The organism is Variovorax gracilis (assembly GCF_030317115.1).
GTDB lineage: Bacteria > Pseudomonadota > Gammaproteobacteria > Burkholderiales > Burkholderiaceae_C > Variovorax > Variovorax gracilis.
The window spans coordinates 34009-49817 of record NZ_JASZYF010000038.1; the positions used below are offsets into that span (position 1 = coordinate 34009).

General features: G+C 66.2%; 12 protein-coding genes. 9 read left to right on the forward strand and 3 right to left on the reverse strand.

Features of this window, described 5'->3' with window-relative positions; genetic code table 11:
• The 7 genes from QTH97_RS32970 (at position 1) to QTH97_RS33000 (ending at position 7618) form a co-directional block, all read left to right on the forward strand.
• Entirely contained in the window at positions 1–783 is a 783-nt protein-coding gene (locus QTH97_RS32970; RefSeq protein ID WP_286572804.1) for an SDR family NAD(P)-dependent oxidoreductase, read from the forward strand.
• 20 nt (positions 784–803) lie between these two features.
• The gene (locus tag QTH97_RS32975) at positions 804–1829 is read left to right on the forward strand and encodes a poly(R)-hydroxyalkanoic acid synthase subunit PhaE (protein WP_286572805.1); all 1026 of its coding nucleotides are present in this window, start codon (positions 804–806) and stop codon (positions 1827–1829) included.
• A complete protein-coding gene (phaC, locus tag QTH97_RS32980) occupies positions 1826–2944 on the forward strand; it encodes a class III poly(R)-hydroxyalkanoic acid synthase subunit PhaC (RefSeq protein WP_286572806.1) in 1119 nt (372 codons plus the stop codon). Before QTH97_RS32975 ends, phaC begins: the two co-directional genes overlap by 4 nt.
• A complete protein-coding gene (locus QTH97_RS32985; RefSeq protein ID WP_286572807.1) occupies positions 2945–4147 on the forward strand; it encodes an acyl-CoA dehydrogenase family protein in 1203 nt (400 codons plus the stop codon).
• A gap of 38 nt (positions 4148–4185) precedes the next feature.
• A complete protein-coding gene (locus QTH97_RS32990) occupies positions 4186–5175 on the forward strand; it encodes a phosphotransferase family protein (protein WP_444813505.1) in 990 nt (329 codons plus the stop codon).
• A 594-nt stretch (positions 5176–5769) separates the two neighbouring features.
• Positions 5770–6609 (forward strand): hypothetical protein, encoded by an 840-nt coding sequence (locus QTH97_RS32995; protein WP_286572809.1) that lies wholly within the window; start codon positions 5770–5772, stop codon positions 6607–6609.
• Between the two features lie 19 nt (positions 6610–6628).
• Complete coding sequence (locus QTH97_RS33000) at positions 6629–7618, forward strand: ABC transporter substrate-binding protein (RefSeq protein ID WP_286572810.1); 990 nt, start codon at positions 6629–6631, stop codon at positions 7616–7618.
• Positions 7619–7639: 21 nt separating this feature from the next.
• On the opposite strand, the gene QTH97_RS33005 is transcribed toward QTH97_RS33000, so the two are convergent.
• Entirely contained in the window at positions 7640–9877 is a 2238-nt protein-coding gene (locus QTH97_RS33005) for an NADP-dependent isocitrate dehydrogenase (RefSeq protein WP_286572811.1), read from the reverse strand.
• A 215-nt stretch (positions 9878–10092) separates the two neighbouring features.
• Between QTH97_RS33005 and QTH97_RS33010 the strand changes: the two genes are divergently transcribed.
• A complete protein-coding gene (locus QTH97_RS33010; protein ID WP_286572812.1) occupies positions 10093–11226 on the forward strand; it encodes a cupin-like domain-containing protein in 1134 nt (377 codons plus the stop codon).
• A 16-nt stretch (positions 11227–11242) separates the two neighbouring features.
• Here QTH97_RS33010 and QTH97_RS33015 read toward each other — a convergent pair whose 3' ends face one another.
• A complete protein-coding gene (locus QTH97_RS33015; protein ID WP_286572813.1) occupies positions 11243–11395 on the reverse strand; it encodes a hypothetical protein in 153 nt (50 codons plus the stop codon).
• A gap of 186 nt (positions 11396–11581) precedes the next feature.
• On the opposite strand from QTH97_RS33015, the gene QTH97_RS33020 reads away from it, so the two are divergent.
• Complete coding sequence (locus QTH97_RS33020) at positions 11582–15418, forward strand: patatin-like phospholipase family protein (protein WP_286572814.1); 3837 nt, start codon at positions 11582–11584, stop codon at positions 15416–15418.
• Between the two features lie 6 nt (positions 15419–15424).
• On the opposite strand, the gene QTH97_RS33025 is transcribed toward QTH97_RS33020, so the two are convergent.
• The coding region (locus tag QTH97_RS33025; RefSeq protein ID WP_286572815.1) for a porin at positions 15425–15809 on the reverse strand (385 nt) is incomplete at its 5' end.

A 15809-nucleotide genomic window follows, 5' to 3' on the forward strand; every position in this document is an offset into this window, starting at 1 on the left:
ATGGCAGACCGAATCGAAAGCATGTTCAGGGTCGACGGCCGGCGCGCGCTGGTGACCGGTGCCTCCAGCGGGCTCGGCCGACGCTTCGCGCGCACCCTGGCGCTGGCGGGCGCCGAACTGATCGTCGTCGCGCGGCGCGCCGACAAGCTCGGCGGACTGGTCGAGGAGATCGCCGGCCTCGGCGGCAAGTGCCTCGCGGTGAGCCTCGACGTGACCAGCGCGGCGAGCGTGCGGGCCTGCTTCGACGAGATCGAGCGCTCGGCCGGCGGGGCTGCCGACATCGTGGTCAACAACGCCGGCGTGACCGTCACCAAGCCGCTGCTGCAGCACACCGAGGAGGACTGGGACTCGGTGGTCGGCACCAACCTGAAGGGCGGCTGGATGGTCGCTCAGGAGGCGGCGCGACGGCTGGTGGCCGCGAAGAAGGGCGGCAGCATCGTCAACATCGCGTCGATCCTCGGCGAGCGCGTGGCGGGCGGCGTGGCGCCCTACGCGGTCTCGAAGGCCGGGCTGGTGCAGGCGACCAAGGCGATGGCGCTCGAACTCTCGCGCTACGACATCCGCGTCAACGCGATTCTTCCGGGCTACGTCGTCACCGACCTGAACCGCGACTTTCTCGAAAGCGAAGCGGGCGAGAAGCTGCGCTCGCGCATCCCGACGCGCCGCTTCGGCCAGCTCGAGAACCTCGACGGCCCGCTGCTGCTGCTGGCGAGCGACGCCGGCCGGCACATGACGGGATCGGTGCTGGCGGTCGACGGCGGGCATCTGGTGAGCTCGCTGTGAGCCGCGACAAGGAAAACGACATGGCCAGTGACAAGGACGATCTCGACGCGACACAGGCTTCCGAGCCTCTCTACGACTGGTGGCTCAACCTGCTGCCGACCCTCTTCGGCACGGGTTCGCCCATGGCCGCGCAGCCCGCCGACGATGCGGCACCGCTGCCGTTTCCGCTGCCCCAGGTGTCGCAGGCGCTGGCGATGATGCAGCAGCTGATCGGGCCGATGTTCCAGGGCTACTTCCAGACCCTGCTCCAGCACCCGAAGCCCGAGGAGGCCTTCGTCGCCTTCCAGGAGCAGATGCGGGGGCAACTGCAGAAGCTCTCCGAAGCACTGGCCGGCGCCAGCCAGTCGCTGTCGTCGGGCGGCACGTCGGCCGCCGGCTGGAACCTGATGGGTCAGCCGATGGCGATGTTCGGGCAGGCGCTGGAACCGCTGTCGCTCAACCTCGAACGCGCCTACGGCGGCCTCGCCGACGCTTTCGGGCTCGCGCCCTCGCGCGAGCTGCAAGCCGCCGGGCGCGGCCTCGCGACGGCGGCGCTGGCCAAGAAGCAGGCGCAGTCGGAATACCTGAGCCTGATCGTCGCGGCGATGGCCAAGGGCAGCGAGGGATTGCTGTCGCGCCTGGCCGAGATGGGCCGGAAGGGAGAAACCGTCGAGTCCTTGCTGGGCCTGGTGCGGCTCTGGAGCCGCTCGGCCGACGAGGCCATGCACGCCGCGATGCAGTCGCCGAAGGCGCTGGAGGCGGCGGCCCGGCTGGTGCGCGCTTCGACGCAATCGCGCCAGCAACAGCAGCGCATGATCGCCATCGCGAGCGAGGCGCTCAACGTGCCGACGCGCGCCGAGATCGACGACGCGTACCGCGAGATCCAGGAACTCAAGCGCGAAATGCGGCGTCTGCGCAAGTCCATCGGGGTTGCTGCGCCGGTGGACGCCCTGCCGGAAGCGGCCACGTCGGCCCGTATCGCGCGCACGCCTTCGCCATCGCGCGCCGCCGCCAAGCGCGCCCCCGCTGCAAAGCGCAAGACCAGCACGAAGGCCACCACATCATGACCGAATCCGCTGCAGCCCTGCCGATCCGCATCACTCCCGAGACGCTCCTGCGCGAGATGCAGCAGGTGAGCGAGAAGCTCACGCGCGGCAGCCAGCGCCTCTCGGCCTACACCGAAGACCAGCTGGCCATCGCCACCACGCCCAAGGACGAAGTCTGGCGGCAGGACATGGTGCGCCTCTACCGCTACCGGCCGACCGTGGAGAAACCCGCGCGCGTGCCCGTGCTGCTGGCCTACGCGCTGGTCGGGCGCTACCAGATGATCGACCTGGAACCCGACCGCTCCTTCGTGCGCAAGCTGCTGGCCGAGGGGCTGGACGTGTATGTCATCGACTGGGGCCTGCCGACGCGCGCCCAGCGCTGGCTCACGATCGACGACTACGTCTCGGGCTATCTCGACGATTGCGTCGACCTGATTCGCGAGCGGCACGGCGTCGACAAGATCAACCTGCTCGGCGTCTGCCAGGGCGGCGTGTTCGCTACCTGCTATGCGGCGCTGTTCCCGCAGAAGATCAGGAACCTCGTGCTCACGGTGACGCCGCTCGACTTCCATGGCGACATGGACCATCCGGAGCCGGGTGCCGGCTACATGAACCTGTGGGCCCGCTCGCTGAAGCCCGAGGACATCGACATGATGGTCGACACCATGGGCACCGCACCCGGCGCGATGGTCGGCTTCTCGTTCCTGATGATGAACCCCGTGGGCAACGTCACGAAGTACACGACCGAGCTGGTGGACATGCTCGACGACGAATCGAAGATGCTCGGCTTCCTGCGCATGGAGCGATGGATCGCCGACCGGCCCGGCCATCCCGGCGAGGTCATGCGCCAGTGGTTCAAGGACCTCTACCAGGCCAACAAGCTGGTGAAGAGCGAGCTGATGCTCGGCGACCGGCGGGTCGATCTCGACCAGATCCGCATGCCGGTGCTGAACGTGTATGCGACGGGGGACGTGATCATCCCGGTCTCCTGCTCCCAGGGCATGGAGGACAGGTTCGGCACCGACGACTACAGCGAGCTGTCGGTGCCCGGCGGACACATCGGCACCTTCGTCGGAGGCAAGGCGCAGAAGGTTCTCGCGCCATCGATCGCCAAGTGGCTGAGGGAGCGCAACTAGATGAACTCGCCCAGCGGCAGCCATGTGCCGACCGGAAGAAGCAGGGACATCGCCGAGCGCGTGGAGGCGTTCGTCCGCGAGGTCGTGATTCCGTACGAGCGCGACCCCCGCCGGACGCGCCATGGGCCGGACGAAGCGCTCGTGCGGGAACTGCGGGCCAAGGCGCGCGCGGCCGGCGTGCTCACGCCGCACATCCTGGCCGACGGCGGCCACCTGTCCCAGCTCGAAACGGCGCTGGTGCTCCAGCGCAGCGGGCTCTCGCCGCTGGGTCCGGTGGCGGTGAACACCGCAGCCCCCGACGAAGGCAACATGTACCTGCTCGGCAAGATCGGCACGCCGGGCCAGAAGGAGCGCTTCCTCGCGCCCCTGGTGCGTGGCGAGGCGCGGTCCGCCTTCTTCATGACCGAGCCGGCGGAAGAAGGCGGCGCGGGTTCCGATCCGTCGATGCTGCAGACCGTGGCGAAGCGCCAGGGCGGCGGATGGCGCATCGACGGGCGCAAGGCCTTCATCACCGGTGCCGAGGGCGCCTCGGTCGGCATCGTCATGGCGCGCACCGGCAGCACCGAGACAACGCGCGCGACGATGTTCCTGGTCGACCTGCCGCATCCCGCGATCCGCATCGAACGGGTGCTGGACACCATCGACAGCTCGATGCCGGGCGGCCACGCGATTGTCGGCATCGAGGGCCTCGAAGTCGGCGACGATCAGGTGCTCGGCGAAGTGGATGAAGGCTTTCGCTATGCGCAGATCCGGCTCTCGCCGGCGCGCCTGTCGCACTGCATGCGCTGGCACGGCGCGGCCACCCGCGCCCAGGAGATCGCCACCGCCTATGCCACCAAGCGCAAGGCCTTCGGCAAGCTGCTGATCGACCACGAGGGCGTGGGCTTCATGCTGGCCGACAACCTGATCGACCTGAAGCAGGCCGAGCTCATGATCGACTGGTGCGCCACGGTGCTGGACACCGGCTCCCTCGGCACGACCGAAAGCTCGATGACCAAGGTCGCGGTCGCCGACGCGCTCTTCAGGGTGGCCGACCGCTGCGTGCAGGTCATGGGCGGCAGCGGCGTGACGCAGGACACCATCGTCGAGCAGGTGTTCCGCGAGGTCCGCGCCTTCCGCATCTACGACGGGCCGACCGAGGTCCACAAGTGGTCCCTTGCCAAGAAGATCAAGCGTGACGCCCTCGGCGGGGGCAAGGCGTGAGCGGCGGCGACTGGGACGACGAGCGCCTCGCCGACTGGATGAAGGTCCACGTGCCCGGCTTTGCCGGGCCGATCCAGGCCGAGCGCTTTGCCGGCGGGCAGTCGAACCCGACCTACCAGCTCAAGACGCCCGGGCGCTCCTATGTCCTGCGTCGCAAGCCGTCGGGGGTGCTGCTCAAGGGCGCGCACGCGGTCGAGCGCGAGGCACGCGTGATCGGTGCGCTGCGCCAGGTCGGGTTTCCGGTGCCGGCGCTGCATGGCCTGTGCACGGACGACGCGGTGATCGGCAGCTGGTTCTACGTGATGGAGATGGTGGAGGGGCGGATTTTCTGGGACTCCGCCTTTTCGGTGCTGCCCGTGGCCGAACGCGGCGCCTGCTTCGACGCCATGAACGCGACGCTCGCGCAATTGCACCAGGTCGACTTCCGGGCGATCGGACTGGAGGACTACGGCCGTGTCGGCGGCTACGTGGAACGTCAGGTGCGCCGCTGGTCGAAGCAGTATGTCGAGGACGAGGCCGCGGGCCGCAACGCCGACATGGATCGGCTGGTCGAATGGCTCGCCCGGAACGTGCCCGCGGACGACGAGACGTCGATCGTGCATGGGGACTACCGCGTCGACAACCTGATCTACCACCCGAGCGAGCCGAGAGTGGTGGCGGTGCTGGATTGGGAGTTGTCCACGCTCGGCCATCCCCTGGCCGATTTCGCCTACCACGCGATGATGTTCAGGATGCCGCCCGAGATCATCGGCGGCATCCGGGGGGTGGACCTCGCGGCCGGAGGATTGCCGGATGAAGCGGCTTACGTCGCGGCCTATTGCCGGCGCACCGGCCGGGCGGGCCTGCCCGCGCTGGACTACTACGTGGCGTTCAACATGTTCCGCTTCGCCGCGATCCTGCATGGGATTCGCGGGCGCCTCATTCGCGGGACAGCGGCCAGCGCCGAGGCGGCGGCCCTTTCATCACATTTCGAACGGGTGGCCGAACTCGCGTGGGAGCAGGCCATGAAGGCGGCGCCGGCAGTGTGATCGGGCGCCCCTGGGCCGAGTCAGCGCAGGCCCAGCATCGCGTCCATTTCCTGCGAATAGATCACTGCGTTGCCGACAACGATGGCCAGAAGGCCGACGCAGGTGAGGGCGGTAAACATGGGGGATTCCTTGGTGGAGCGGGCCAAGGGGGATTATAGGGTAACTACCTATAGTCAAGTAATGAATCAAAGTGCTGGACATCCATTCCTGCCCGGTCCTGCGGCTCGCGGACCCAACGTTGAGCTGCGGTGTAAGTGTCGTTTCAACCCGAAAAGAGAAGCCATCCGAGGCCAGCGCAGCCCGCTGCTTTTCTTCAGTCAAATCAACGTGCAGCAGGAATTTCCACGAGGACAGGCTTCTGGGTTGTCACGCCGCTGAGACGTCGACCTCATGCAACCCGGCGCCTATATTGGCCCTCCCCCGGAGGAGAGGGAACTGAGGCGACTCGCCGCAAACAAGAAGCCCGCCATCCGGCGAAGGCATCGATGGCGCGGCGCCCACCACCGCCATCGCAATCGAGTCGCGACGATTCGTTGGCCCTAGAAACGCGCGCGCAGGCGCGCTCACTCTTGCAGGCAAATCTGGAGGGCAATCATGGAAACGAGAACACTTGTCATGGCCGGCGTCGTGGCCGCGTTCGCGGCATCGGCAACCCTGGCCGAAGCCGCGGGACGCTGCTTCCCGCGGCAGCAATGCCAGGCCGGCCAGCAGGCCTCCCCCTCGGCTCCGGACGACGGGCCGGTACCGGAGGTGAGCGGCGCATCTGCCGCAGGCACGGAGTCCGGCGGTCGCCTTCCTCTCATTGCCCCGATCAACTCGCTGCCGGGCGGACAGACCTACGGACGCTGGGCCGTCGAGTGGCAGCAATGGGCGGTGTCGATGTCGAAAGCAAGCAACCCGTTGCTCAGCGTCATGGAGACCCACCCCGAACGCTGCGCCCACCGTCAGGTGGGCAGGGTCTGGTTCCTCGGTGGCGCCATCCTCGGCGAGACCAACGCCGACCGGGTGTGCGAGGTTCCTGCGGGCAAAGCCTTGTTCTTCCCGATGATCAACACGGCGTACTACGCGTTCCTGAACGATTCGGAGGAAACGCGGACCGAGGCTTTCGTGCGCAATGCCGGCAATTGCACCGTGCCGGCGGAGATCACGATCTGGATCGATGGCGTCAAGGTTCCGCGCCCGACCCGGTACTTCACCGGTCCGTCCGGCAGCCCATCGCCCATCTTCAACGCGCAACTGCCACCGGACAACATATTCAAGCTCGACACCGCGGCGGCCACAGACCTGGCGTTCAGCCCGAGTGCCGAACAGGGCTACTACCTGTTCATCTATCCGATGTCGCCGGGTTTTCACCTGATCCGCTGGGTTGCGCACGGGTGTCTGCCCGACTTCGTTCAAGAGATCACCTATCGGCTGACGGTCCTGCCGCGCTGAGCCGCATCTGGAGCGCGCCATGGTCATGAACCGCCGGCTGGTGGTCTCGGTCGCCATGGCGCACCTGGCCGCCGGCCCCGGCATCCCGCGTGCGCAGCCCGTCGGCAGGGCGGCGATGCCCAAGATTGGCATCCTTTCCTTCGGCCAGCCGAGGTCGGGCGTGGACCCGGACCCCATCGCCGGCTTTGTCCAGGGCATGCGCAACCTCGGCTATGCGGATGGCCGCAACATGGTGCTCGACTACCGCTATGCCGAAGGGCAACCCGACCGGCTGGCGGCATCGGTCGCCGCGCTCGTCGAGCTGAACGTCGATGTGATTCTGGCGGGAGGCCCGTTGCCTTTGCAATTTGCGCGCAAGGCGACTCGCACGATTCCCATCGTGGCGATCAGCGGCAGCGACCCGGTCCGCGAAGGCTGGGCGCAGACACTGGCCCGGCCCGGCGGCAACGTCACCGGGGTCCAGGTGACTTTCCTCGAACTTGCCGCCAAGCAGCTCGAAATCCTCCAGACCGCCGTGCCGGAACTGGAACGGGTGGCCGTCCTGGTCGCGCCGGCCGAACTCAACGAGCCGGGTGTCGAGGCCGGTGCCCGCGCACTCGGGCTCGAATTGACCACGCTGGAGGTCAAGGGGCCGGCGGATTTCGAACGGGCATTCAAGGCCGCGGCATCGCGTCGCGCGCAGGGCCTCTACGCCATCGCCACCAACACGATCGTGGCTCATCGGACCCGATTGGCGGAACTCGCCATCACTCATCGACTGCCATCGATCAGCGAGCTGACCTTGCTTGCCAACGCCGGCTTCCTGCTGAGCTACGGCGCCAATCTCGAAGCCCTGGGCGTACGCGCCGCGAGCTACGTCGACAAGATCCTCAAGGGTGAGCGGCCTGGCGACCTGGCGATCGAGTTGCCCGCGGTGTTCGAACTCGTCATCAACCGCAAGACGGCCAGGGCGCTCGGGATGGCGCTGCCGCCATCCCTATGGATGCGCGCCACCCGGGTGATCGAGTGACGCGCCGTTCGTGCCAGCGGCTCAGGCCGCCGCGGTCGCGAGCGCCGCGTTCAGCGTGGCGCTGGGCCGCATCACCTCGTCGGTCTTGCCCGCGTCCGGCAGGTAGTAGCCGCCGATGTCGGCGGGCTTGCCTTGCACGGCGGCCAACTCGTCCACGATCTTCTTCTCGCTGGCGCCGAGCGCCTCGGCGAGCGGCTTGAAGTGCGCGGCCAGTTCCTTGTCTTCGGTCTGTTCGGCCAGGGCCTGGGCCCAATAGAGCGCCAGGTAGAAGTGGCTGCCGCGGTTGTCGAGCTGGCCGGTCTTGGGCGAGGGGCCCTTGTTGTTGTCCAGCAGCTTGCCCGTGGCGGCATCGAGCGTCTTCGCCAGGACCTTGGCCTTGGCATTGTTCGTCTTGATGCCCAGGTCTTCCAGGCTCACGGCCAGCGCGAGGAACTCGCCCAGCGAATCCCAGCGCAGGTGGTTCTCCTCGACCAGTTGCTGCACGTGCTTGGGTGCCGAGCCGCCGGCGCCCGTTTCGTACATGCCGCCGCCAGCCATCAGGGGCACGATCGACAGCATCTTGGCCGAGGTGCCCAGCTCCATGATGGGGAACAGGTCGGTCAGGTAGTCGCGCAGGATGTTGCCGGTGGCGCTGATGGTGTCGAGCCCGCGGACCACGCGCTCCAGCGTGTAGCGCATGGCGCGCACCTGGCTCATGATCTGGATGTCCAGCCCGGCGGTGTCGTGCTCGTGCAGGTACATCTTCACCTTGGTGATGAGTTGCGCCTCATGCGGGCGGTAGGCGTCCAGCCAGAACACCACCGGCATGCCCGAGTTGCGCGCGCGCGAGACTGCCAGCTTCACCCAGTCGCGGATGGCCGCGTCCTTGACCTGGCACATGCGCCAGATGTCGCCCGCTTCCACGTCCTGGCTGAGAAGCACTTCGCCGGTGTTGAGGTCGGTGATGTTGGCCACGCCGTCCTCGGAGATCTCGAAGGTCTTGTCGTGCGAGCCGTATTCCTCGGCCTGCTGCGCCATGAGGCCGACATTGGGCACCGTGCCCATGGTCTTGGGGTCGAAGGCGCCGTGCCACTTGCAGAAGTTGATCATCTCCTGGTAGATGCGGGCGAAGGTGCTCTCGGGCATGACGGCCTTCACGTCCTTCAACCGGCCGTCGGCACCGTACATCTTGCCGCCGTTGCGGATCATCGCGGGCATGGAGGCATCCACGATCACGTCGTTGGGCGAATGGAAGTTGGTGATGCCCTTGGCGGAATCGACCATGGCCAGCTCGGGGCGGTTCTCGTGGCAGGCGTGCAGGTCGCGGCGGATCTCGTCCTGCGTGCTCTGGGGCAGGGTGGCGATCTTGTTGTAGAGGTCGACCATGCCGTTGTTGACGTTCACGCCCAGCTCCTCGAACAGCTTGGCGTGCTTCTCGAAGGCCTCGCGGTAGAAGATCTTCACGCAATGGCCGAACACGATGGGGTGCGACACCTTCATCATGGTGGCCTTCACGTGCAGCGAGAACATCACGCCGGTCTTGTGGGCGTCCTGGATCTGGCGCTCGTAGAAATCGACCAACTCCTTCTTGCTCATGAACATGGAGTCGATCACCTCGCGCTCCAGCAGCGAGACCTTCGGCTTGAGCACGATGGCCTTGCCGCTCTTGGTGATGAGTTCCATCTTCACGTCGCGGGCCTTGTCGAGCGTCATCGACTTTTCGCCGTGATAGAAGTCGCCGTGGTGCATGTGCGAGACGTGCGAGCGCGACGCCTGGCTCCACTCGGCCATGCTGTGCGGGTTCTTGCGGGCGAACTCCTTCACGGCCTTGGGCGCGCGGCGGTCGGAGTTGCCCTCGCGCAGCACCGGGTTCACCGCGCTGCCGATGCATTTGTTGTAGCGAGCGCGGATGTCCTTGTCCTCGTCCGTCTTCGGGCTCTCGGGGTAGTCGGGAATCTTGTAGCCCTTGTCCTGAAGCTCCTTGATTGCGGCCTTCAGCTGGGCCACGGAGGCGCTGATGTTGGGCAGCTTGACGATGTTGGCGTCGGGCCGCAGCGTGAGCTTGCCCAGTTCGGCCAGGTTGTCGGGGACGCGCTGCGCTTCGGTCAGGGCTTCGGGAAACTGGCCCAGGATGCGGGCAGCCACCGAGATGTCGCTGGTCGTGACGTCGATGCCCGCCGGCGCGGCGAAGGCCTTGACGATGGGCAGCAGCGAGGCGGTCGCCAGGCGGGGTGCCTCGTCGGTGAGGGTGTAGATGATCTGGGATTTTGCGGCGGTCATGGCGGCCCTAGGTGGGTTGGAAAACAACGCGATTCCGCCCGCCGGCATGGCCGGCGGGGATGCGAAACGATGCAAACTTTAGCAAGTTGGGGCGGGGGTTCCGGCTTCCCGGGCTTTTTTGCCTCCGGCCACCTTGGAAAATGCAGGTGCCGTCGCTCCCGGATGGCTGTTTCCGACGGCGCCTGGCCTTCCCGATGCCCAGAGAGGAGTTCCCAGTGAAGCATCTGCCCCCACTCCCTCCTCCGCCACGCCCGAGCACCGGCGAAGCGGAGGCCAGCACGCCGCCGGCGACGGAAGCGCCAGCGGCAAACGAGGCGGAAGCAGCCGAAATGCTCGAGTCGCTGCGGTGGCTGGGCTGGGTGGCCGAGCAACACCTGCGCGGCTGCACGCCGGAATCGATGCTCGAAGTCATGAGCGCCGCCGGCCTCGACCGCGAGACCAGCGCGTCGGTGATCGGCCTCGTGCCGGGCAACCCGATCTACATCGCTGCCAAGCGCCAGGCGCAATTGCTGCGCAAGCTGGAATCGACGGTTGCCAACCTGCAACTGCTGTGGGAGTTCGATTCCACCTATGGCGCGGTCGACAAGCGCGCGGTGGTGTCCGACGACGAGTTCTTGCACCGCTATGTGCGCGGATGCCGCCCGCTGGTCCTCACCGGACACGCGCGGGACTGGCCCGCCATGCAGCGATGGTCGCCGGCCGACCTGAAGGCGCGCTTCGGTCATCTCGATGTCGAGATCCAGGCCGAGCGTCAGGCCAACCCGCGCTACGAGGAGGACAAGCTGTCGCACCGGCGCGCGGTCCGCCTGGGTGAGTTCGTCGACCAGGTGGTGCGCGGCGGGGTGAGCAACGACTACTACCTCACCGCCAACAACGAGGCATTGCGCCGGCCCGGCTTCGCGCCTTTGCTGCGAGACATCGGCAGCCTGCCGCCCTGCTGCAACCGCGCCGAGCTGGCCGAGCGCTCGTCGTTCTGGTTCGGACCCGGCGGCACCGTGACTCCCTTGCATCACGACACGCTGATGCTGTTCCACACGCAGGTCGTCGGACGCAAGCGCTGGCGCCTGATCTCGCCGCTGCAGGGGCCGCGCCTGTACAACACGAACGGTGTCTTCAGCCCGATCGATCTGGATGCGGTCGACCTGACGCAGTTTCCGCTGTTCAAGGGTGTGCGCGTGCTGGAGGTCGTGGTCGAGCCGGGGGAGACGATGTTCCTGCCGCTGGGCTGGTGGCACCAGGTGCGGGCCATGGACATCAGCATGTCGTTCTCCTACTCGAACCTGGCGCTGCCGGTTCCGAACCAGTTCAGCTACGCCGATCCGCAACTGCCGCCGGCGTCGCAGGGCTGACAGAAGGACGGCTTCATCAGCCGCCGGCGCGCGCCATGCGCTCGACCTGGCAGGCGTAGGTCCCGGGCTGCGTCGAGCACACGGAGAACTGCCGCGGGGGCGGCGTGCCCGAGCAGCCCACCAGGACGATCAGGGCGCACAGAAGTGCGGCGCTCGCAATCTTGGACATTTCATTCTCCAGGCGTCGGAGCGGGCCATGCCGATCAGGATCGCGCATGCGAGCGGGAAGTCTACTCGTCGAAGGGTGTCGATCCTCCACCGGCCAGGGGATGAAATCAGCACGCGGCGAGCCTAGATTCGCCCCTACATGGAAGGCAAGAGATGCCTGCGCGTCGCATCTCAGGAAGGACTGCCGATGACTGCTCTCGACAACAAGGTGGCCGCCGACGCGAAGCCGCGGGCGACAGAGGCCGGGACGAGTCCCGAGAGCGCCGCGGCCCCTGGCGCCGCTTCGCGCATCTACATCGATGAGGAAGTTCGCGAGCGGCGCAGCAAGCTCGGCGACAAATCGATTCCGGCAGATGCCTCCAGGAAGTGGGGCCTGGCTCTCTCGGGAGGGGGAATAAGAAGCGCGACATTCTGCTTCGGCCTGCTGCAGGCGCTCGCCAAGTCCAACCTGCTTCTGCGCTTCGACATCCTGTCGACCGTATCCGGAGGCGGCTATATCGGCAGCACGCTCGGGCGCCTGTTCTCGTGGGCCAAGAGCACCGAGGAAGTCCAGGCGGTCCAGTCCAAGCTGGCCAAGGCCGACGGAAAGTGGTTTCTCTGGTGGCTTCGTGCGAATGGACGCTACCTCATACCCCGAGGCGCCGCGGACACGACCTTCGTTGCCGCCCTGTTCCTGCGCAATCTCGTTGGCGTGCATTTCGAACTGGGTCTCGTCGCGGTCACGCTGGGCATGGCCCTGGCCGCGCTGGACTTGGGCGTCTGGTCGAGGTTGGTCGAAGCGGGATATGACTTTCCGGATGGCTTCCGATACGTACGCTGGCTGGCCGACTGGATTCCGACCGCGTGGCTCACCGTTCTGCCAGCGCTGGCACTGGTGGGGCTCGTCATCGGTTCCGCCTACTGGGCGATGGGTGTCGCCAAGCGCGGCGACGTGGCGTTCTGGCTCTGGATCATGGTCTTCCTGCTTTGGGCCTTCTGTTTTTGCGCCTGGCTCTCCGGCGGGCTACTTGTGGAGCATTCCGCTTCGCTGAGCGACAGCCTTCGCGTCAAGCTCTACGGGGCCAGTCGAGCCCTGCACGAAGCGCTTCACAACACCAACAGCGAGGTGGGCGACGGCCTGCGTTCGGTGCTGTGGATCGCCATCCTCGGCTTGGTCGGCACGTGGCTCCTCGCGTTACCTCTCGCTGCGCTCTACCTTTTCGCAGCGCGCCAAAAGAACGAACTCAGAGCCAGCGAGACGGCCAACACCTGGCTCACGCGCCACCTTGCCTTTGTCTTTCGCATCTTCATCCTGGTCGCGATCGCCGGCCTCGTGGACCGGACTGCCTGGTTTCTTGCATTCGAGTTCAAGGACCTCGCCCGAGCGGGTGTCGGACTTGCCGCCGCCGCTGCCGTCGTTCGAATCGGCTTTCCGCTGGCATCGAACCTGATTCCGGGAAAAGGGGGCACGGCCATCGTGGTCGTGCTCGGCAGAATTCTTGGCTACGCGCTTGCCTTCGGCCTGGCGGTCTGGTGGGTGTCGCTGGTCCACCGAGCCGTGCTGGGGTCCGCTTTCACCCGGGGCGGGCTGGCGTTCCAGGATGCCTGGGTCACGATGGCCATGGTGTTCGTGCCGGCGTTCGTCTACCTGCTCCTCACCGGGCGTGATGTCGATTTTCTCAACGCATCATCGCTTCACGCCTTCTACAAGGCGCGCCTGGTCCGAAGCTATCTCGGCGCGGCCAACGGGCACCGCTTCGACTCTGCGCTCGGCCTCGGCTCCCTCGAGAAAGTGCCTCGGAAGCTTCCAGCGTCCTGGAAAGGAAAGGAGATCGAATCCATCCGGGGTGGCGACGACATCGCGATGGACAAGTATCGGCCGCAAGCGCATGGCGGGCCCATTCACATCATCAACGTATGCGTCAACCAGACCGAGGACCCGCGAGGGGGCTTGTTCAACCAGGACCGCAGGGGCCTTGCACTGGCTGTTGCGTCTGGAGGGAAGATGCAAAAGTCAGTGGAAGGATGGAAGGACCAGCGCGACTACGAATCGCTGAGCCTGGGAAGCTGGATGGCCATTTCCGGCGCCGCGATCGCGCCTGGCCTCGGAAGCATGACGCGAGGCGGCATCTCGGCACTCATGACGTTCGCAGGTGTGCGGCTGGGGTACTGGTGGGACTTGAAGAAGCGCGCCAACGGCGAGGCATCCGGGTTCACGCTGAAGCGCTTCGCAGCAAAGCCACTCGGGCTCCTGAGGGAGACCTTCGGGCAATTCGACGGCTCGGAAGGTGCCGACTGGTTCCTGACGGACGGGGGCCATTTCGAGAACACCGGGGCCTACGTGCTGTTGGCAGAGCGGACCGAGGTCATCGTCATCGCCGACTGCGGGGCCGACCCCAAGTATGAGTTCGGCGATCTGGAGAACCTTGTTCGCAAGGCTCGCATCGACTTGCGCACGGAGATTTATTTTCAACGGCCCCATCCCTATCTGGCGCTTGCCGAACGACTGCACCGCGCGACCACCGAGGACTCGAGGCCCGCTGTGCTTGAGCAATTCGGGTCCCTGGATGACCTCAAGTCACCGACGAGCACGGCGTGCCTTGCATTGGCAAGGATCGAGTATCCGGGGGGCCGCCGCGGCGTGATGATCGTCGTGAAGCCCAATACCTGCGCCGGGCTGCCGATCGACCTGGTGAACTTCAAGGCACAGAACAAGGAGTTCCCCCAGCAGACGACCGCCGACCAGTTCTTTTCCGAAGCCCAGTGGGAGAGCTACTTTCACCTCGGCTATTTTCTCGGGGCCGGACTCAACAAGGAGTTCATCGAAGGGCTCGTCGAGAACCGCGAGCTCTACTTCGAGGATGATGACTGCAGGCCATTCGCCGCCAAATCCAAGGAAACCGGAGACGCGCCCAAGCCCAACGGAACCGCGATTTCCCGGCTTCCATCGCGAATCAGCACGGCGACGGCCGTGAGCACCACGCTGAGCCTGGGCGCGATCGCCACTTTGAGCGTCGGTGTGTGGCAGGCGCTCGACGGCTTCAAGACCTCGCAAGCCAAGCAACTGGCCGACGAGCGCGGCGCACTCAAGGAGTTGACCGACATCTACGGGGAGGCAAGTCCCGCGGACAAGCCCGAGAGGTCCGCGTTGCTGGCAGGCAAGCTGGCCGCCGCCCTGGTCCGCACCGCCGACAACCTCTGCCCCAACCATGAGGCCGCGTGGTTCACACGGTCTCAGCTGGCTCAGAACCTCTACCAGACTGCGGTCAGCGAGTGCAGCGCGCTGGATGCGAACGAACGACCCTTTGCCTGCACGGAGCTCCTCAACAGTCAAAGCAGGATAGTGGAAGGGCGTGTCGCAGGGTGCCTTCCGCCTTCCCAGCGGGACAACTCGGTCCCACCTCCCCACTACTGGGCCTATGACTATTCCACGGCGGCGTTTCTCGCCAGCGCGCACCCCTGCGACCCTGTGGCATTCAAGAAGCGGGAGATGGCAAGGACGGCGGCGGGGGGCGCCTCGCTGACTGAAGATGCCGCGCTGGCCGCCCGGAGCGGGCCTTGCAAGTGGACGGGAATTCTCGACCTGAAGAACCTCAAGGACAGGGGAGTGCCCATCGCCGACCCGGCCGCGCAGGAAGACAGTCCTCCGGCCAAGACGCAGGCAAAGCGGACGGCGGCGCTTGGCCCCGTCAAGGTCTGCCAAGGCATCACCGTCTACATGCAGATCTACGGCCCTGAAAGACGAAACGAAGCCCGGCAGATCCGACCGAAATGGCAGAAGTTGGGCGCGAATGTCCCTCAGATAGAGGACGTCCTCGCGACCGCCCGGGACCAGCGCACGACGCCCCCGCCAGCCGCGATCAAACCGGTCATCCGGTTTCACGACGAAGCGTCCATTGCGTGCGCCTTGGCAATCTACGACGACAGCGGGGGCAAGTGGCTGATCGAACCGTTGTCTCCCCTTGAAACGCCCTCCCGGAACGTGGTCGATGTCGTGTTCCCGCCTGCGCTGCGGCCTAAATCGGCCAGGACTGCGCAGCCTTAGCCGAGGTCAGAAAGAGTGGCGCAGCCCCAGGTCGTAGCCATACGACTTGTCCGGCACCGGCGCGAAGCCATTGATGACCGGCGTGAAATAGGCCGGGCCCCCGACCGTCAGGGCGGCGCCGTTCTTGTTGCTCAGGTAGGCGACGGTCGCGTATACGGCAGTGCGCTTGGAGAAGTTGTACACGTACCCGATCGCGAACTTGTCGGCCTCCGGCTGGTTGTTGAAGCCGAAGAAGTCGGCGGTCGTGCCGAGCACATTGGTGCTGGTGTTGTTGTACCTAACCGCCGAATACGAGACGCGGATCAGGTCGTACCCGGCAACGGGAATCGTCGCGCCGATCAGCACCCCGTTGAATCCCGGCCTGGTGGTGCCGAAGGGATTGAAGGTGTTG